Below are 2,995 nucleotides of genomic sequence, written 5' to 3' on the forward strand. Positions count from 1 at the left end.
GCGAAATGGGATGAGCCTTGCACTCTTTATTTGTATTGTTAGCCGAACGCTCTGGAAAGTGCGGCCATAGCAGGTGATAGCCCTGTAGGCGAAAACAGTATGAAAGAACTAGGTGTGCGACAAGTAGGGCGGGACACGTGAAATCCTGTCTGAAGATGGGGGGACCATCCTCCAAGGCTAAATACTCGTGATCGACCGATAGTGAACCAGTACCGTGAGGGAAAGGCGAAAAGAACCCCGGGAGGGGAGTGAAATAGATCCTGAAACCGCATGCATACAAACAGTCGGAGCCTCGTAAGGGGTGACGGCGTACCTTTTGTATAATGGGTCAGCGACTTACGTTCAGTAGCAAGCTTAACCGTATAGGGCAGGCGTAGCGAAAGCGAGTCCGAATAGGGCGTTCAGTTGCTGGGCGTAGACCCGAAACCAGGTGATCTATCCATGGCCAGGATGAAGGTGCGGTAACACGTACTGGAGGTCCGAACCCACTAACGTTGAAAAGTTAGGGGATGAGCTGTGGATAGGGGTGAAAGGCTAAACAAACCTGGAAATAGCTGGTTCTCTCCGAAAACTATTTAGGTAGTGCCTCGTGTCTCACCTTCGGGGGTAGAGCACTGTCATGGTTGGGGGGTCTATTGCAGATTACCCCGCCATAGCAAACTCCGAATACCGAAGAGTGCAATCACGGGAGACAGACATCGGGTGCTAACGTCCGGTGTCAAGAGGGAAACAACCCAGACCGCCAGCTAAGGTCCCCAAATATAGCTAAGTGGGAAACGAAGTGGGAAGGCTAAAACAGTCAGGAGGTTGGCTTAGAAGCAGCCACCCTTTAAAGAAAGCGTAATAGCTCACTGATCGAGTCGTCCTGCGCGGAAGATGTAACGGGGCTAAGCTATATACCGAAGCTGCGGATGCGAGCTTTGCTCGCATGGTAGGAGAGCGTTCCGTAAGCCTGCGAAGGTGCCTTGTAAAGGGTGCTGGAGGTATCGGAAGTGCGAATGCTGACATGAGTAGCGATAAAGGGGGTGAAAGGCCCCCTCGCCGTAAGCCCAAGGTTTCCTACGCAACGTTCATCGGCGTAGGGTGAGTCGGCCCCTAAGGCGAGGCAGAAATGCGTAGCTGATGGGAAGCAGGTCAATATTCCTGCACCATTGTTAGATGCGATGGGGGGACGGATCGCGGAAGGTTGTCCGGGTGTTGGAAGTCCCGGTCGCTGCATTGGAGAAGGCACTTAGGCAAATCCGGGTGCGGAATTCAAGGGTGTGGCGCGAGCTCCTTAGGGAGCGAAGCAATTGGAAGTGGTTCCAAGAAAAGCCTCTAAGCTTCAGTCTAATGATGACCGTACCGCAAACCGACACAGGTGGGCGAGATGAGTATTCTAAGGCGCTTGAGAGAACTCGGGAGAAGGAACTCGGCAAATTGGTACCGTAACTTCGGGATAAGGTACGCCCTTGTAGCTTGACTGGCTTGCGCCAGAAGGGTGAAGGGGTTGCAATAAACTGGTGGCTGCGACTGTTTAATAAAAACACAGCACTCTGCAAACACGAAAGTGGACGTATAGGGTGTGACGCCTGCCCGGTGCCGGAAGATTAAATGATGGGGTGCAAGCTCTTGATTGAAGTCCCGGTAAACGGCGGCCGTAACTATAACGGTCCTAAGGTAGCGAAATTCCTTGTCGGGTAAGTTCCGACCTGCACGAATGGCGTAACGATGGCCACACTGTCTCCTCCCGAGACTCAGCGAAGTTGAAGTGTTTGTGATGATGCAATCTACCCGCGGCTAGACGGAAAGACCCCATGAACCTTTACTGTAGCTTTGCATTGGACTTTGAACCGATCTGTGTAGGATAGGTGGGAGGCTATGAAACCGGAACGCTAGTTTCGGTGGAGCCGTCCTTGAAATACCACCCTGGTTTGTTTGAGGTTCTAACCTTGGCCCGTGATCCGGGTCGGGGACAGTGCATGGTAGGCAGTTTGACTGGGGCGGTCTCCTCCCAAAGCGTAACGGAGGAGTACGAAGGTACGCTAGGTACGGTCGGAAATCGTGCTGATAGTGCAATGGCATAAGCGTGCTTAACTGCGAGACCGACAAGTCGAGCAGGTGCGAAAGCAGGTCATAGTGATCCGGTGGTTCTGTATGGAAGGGCCATCGCTCAACGGATAAAAGGTACTCTGGGGATAACAGGCTGATACCGCCCAAGAGTTCATATCGACGGCGGTGTTTGGCACCTCGATGTCGGCTCATCTCATCCTGGGGCTGTAGCCGGTCCCAAGGGTATGGCTGTTCGCCATTTAAAGAGGTACGTGAGCTGGGTTTAAAACGTCGTGAGACAGTTTGGTCCCTATCTGCCGTGGGCGTTGGATATTTGAAGGGGGCTGCTCCTAGTACGAGAGGACCGGAGTGGACGAACCTCTGGTGTACCGGTTGTCACGCCAGTGGCATCGCCGGGTAGCTATGTTCGGAAGAGATAACCGCTGAAAGCATCTAAGCGGGAAACTCGCCTTAAGATGAGATATCCCTGGGGACTAGATCCCCTTGAAGGGTCGTTCGAGACCAGGACGTTGATAGGTCAGGTGTGTAAGCGCAGTAATGCGTTCAGCTAACTGATACTAATTGCCCGTAAGGCTTGATCCTATAACAAGTCTGCCTTGTAGATCGGCGCCGTGCGACAGCACTGGCTGCGATCCAAAGCGACAAGTTGGATTCTCGTGTGTGATACACACAACCAAAATTACTGCTTCTTCCAAGATTGGTTGTGCTGCGAAGCCAGCGCAACAACCCTCTTTGCCTGATGACCATAGCGAGTCGGTCCCACCCCTTCCCATCCCGAACAGGACCGTGAAACGACTCTACGCCGATGATAGTGCGGATTCCCGTGTGAAAGTAGGTAATCGTCAGGCTCCCTAAGCCAGAAACCCCCGCCCGAAAGGCGGGGGTTTTTGCATTGGCGCGGCGGAAATGCACATGGGATCAGGACGGGCGGCCGGCTTGATAC

2 rRNA genes are annotated in these 2,995 nt (G+C 53.3%); both read left to right on the forward strand.

What is annotated here, in order from left to right:
- Positions 1–2,634: ribosomal RNA gene (locus tag ACFRMQ_RS39740) — 23S ribosomal RNA — on the forward strand; the annotation flags it as partial.
- 153 nt (positions 2,635–2,787) lie between these two features.
- A 5S ribosomal RNA gene (rrf, locus tag ACFRMQ_RS39745) occupies positions 2,788–2,900 on the forward strand.
- Positions 2,901–2,995 lie beyond the last annotated feature (95 nt).

The sequence above is a fragment of the Kitasatospora sp. NPDC056783 genome (assembly GCF_042789895.1).
Lineage (GTDB): Bacteria > Actinomycetota > Actinomycetes > Streptomycetales > Streptomycetaceae > Kitasatospora.